We start from the raw sequence: 1,870 nt of genomic DNA on the forward strand, positions 1-1,870 counted from the left end.
GGTCCGAAGGACTGGACCGGCGCTTGCCGACGGGGGCGGCGTTCCCCAGGTTACGCACCGCCACCTTATTTGGCCCGCTCCACCGACTGCCTCGACAACGGCCCCGTTACCCGACCAACCCGCCGGCCCCGGCGAAGCAGCAAGCACCGGGACAGAGGCCAGGTTGGGCGGAGGGAGCGAAGCGACCGAAGCCGGCAACCCGGTGTTATGTGCAGTGCGTTTCTTTTGCCGTGCTTGCCACGGAAGGCAAGCACGGCATTTCCATTGGACTGCGGGCGAACCGTTTGTTCAGGGGGGAATCAATCCTTTCTGCAGCGAGACGTGCGACTGCATCGCATAGCCCATACTCTGGTATAGCGCTTGGCCGGCTATGTTCACGTTGTTCGTATGAACCAACAGGTCGGTGGCACCTTCCCGCCGTGCCATTTGTTCGACCATCCGGACCAGGCCTCGACCAACACCTCGCCTGCGATACCTTTCCTGTACATATAATTCTGTCAATTCGGCCCACGGTTTTGCATAGCAGATGGATTCCAAGACCTGGGCACAAGCAAATCCTACCACCTGTCCATCTACTTCTCCCACGACCACGATCTCCGTATGAAAACCGGAACTCAAACGTGACAATACATGATCTGATGTCACTTGAACATGATTGAACTCGTAGCTCAAAACCGCGAGCACCTCTGCATCATCCAACTGGGCCACACGAACATGAGCCCCCTGGTTCATCTGGAACTCTTTCGACATCGCGTGCTACCACTGAATAACAAACTTCCGATGGTCAATTACGCTAATTCCTCTCTGAAGGGCAGGTCAATAGTGTAGCTGCCTATCGTTCCCCATAAGGCCTACGATCAAGCGCGAGTCCTGGCTTTTGAGCGGCCAGGGATGGCCGCGTTAGCATTGCACATAACGTCTTCGGGTTGCCGAACCCGCAGTCCTGGGCGCGGCATTTGCGCCTTTGCTCCTCAGCAAATGCCGTGACCGGGCAAGGGTCGCCCCTCTCTACACCTTTCAGCCTCAACTGTCAGCTTCTTGAGCAGCATAGTAGCTCGGTGATACCTTCAAGCACCCGCTGGTAACTACATCTCTGGAGAACTACAGCGAACCATCACCAAGTCAAGGTCCATCTGCACCCCAGACGCCACCTCGAACCGACGACTGCCCACCACCTCGAATCCATAGCGTTGGTAAAACCGCTGGGCATCGTGATTGTGTTCCCAGACATCCACATAAATCCGCGCGGCCTTCCGTAAGCGTGGATGGTTCAAGGCGAAATCCATCAGCAACGTGCCGTAGCCCCGACGCTGAAATGCCCGCTGGATGTAGAGCCGGCGCACTTCCTGATCACCTACCGATGAACCTGCCGATGAGCTTCCCACCGACGAGTCCTCCACGGGTACTCCTGCGGCACCAAACTGCACATAGCCGATCAAATGACTTTCGACTTCGACCAAAAGCACTACATCACCTTCGATGATTCGGCGGAAACAATCGGGCGATAAATGCCTTTCCAGGTGAAATCCTAGATCAGAGGCTCCGAAGGTGTGGCCGAAGGCATCGACATAAGTCTCCACCGCCAACTGCGACAGCCGCTCGATATCCTCGCTTTCTACGGCTCTGATCACGGCACTTCCACTCACGGCCATGTACCACACCCCGAAATACGGCTGCCAGGCGGCCCAGGAAGGGCCGCCTCTGATCTTGCCATAATTTCATATAACGTTTCGGGTTGCCGAACCCGAAGGGCTGGCGCGGCGTTTGCCGCCCCTGGCAAACGGCGTGACAGACCAAGGGTTGGGCGGAAGGAGCGTAGCGACTGGAGCCGGCAAACCGGTGTTATACGACGTGGGATTCCACCACCAGA

Annotated in this window: 2 protein-coding genes; both read right to left on the reverse strand. The window is 57.1% G+C overall.

The window, feature by feature from the left end:
• Window positions 1–288 precede the first annotated feature (288 nt).
• Window positions 289–750 carry a GNAT family N-acetyltransferase gene (locus HYZ49_12990; GenBank protein ID MBI3243198.1) on the reverse strand — a complete coding sequence of 154 codons (462 nt, stop codon included), beginning with the start codon at window positions 748–750 and terminating at the stop codon, window positions 289–291.
• 335 nt (window positions 751–1,085) lie between these two features.
• Window positions 1,086–1,652 (reverse strand): GNAT family N-acetyltransferase, encoded by a 567-nt coding sequence (locus tag HYZ49_12995; GenBank protein ID MBI3243199.1) that lies wholly within the window; start codon window positions 1,650–1,652, stop codon window positions 1,086–1,088.
• Window positions 1,653–1,870 lie beyond the last annotated feature (218 nt).

This window comes from Chloroflexota bacterium (genome assembly GCA_016197225.1).
In the GTDB taxonomy this organism is placed as follows: Bacteria; Chloroflexota; Anaerolineae; order Anaerolineales; family VGOW01; genus VGOW01.

Coding starts and splice junctions, on each gene's coding strand:
- HYZ49_12995 (MBI3243199.1), bottom strand. CDS start 1,652: ATGGCCGTGAGTGGAAGTGCCGTGATCAGAGCCGTAGAAAGCGAGGAT.
- HYZ49_12990 (MBI3243198.1), bottom strand. CDS start 750: ATGTCGAAAGAGTTCCAGATGAACCAGGGGGCTCATGTTCGTGTGGCC.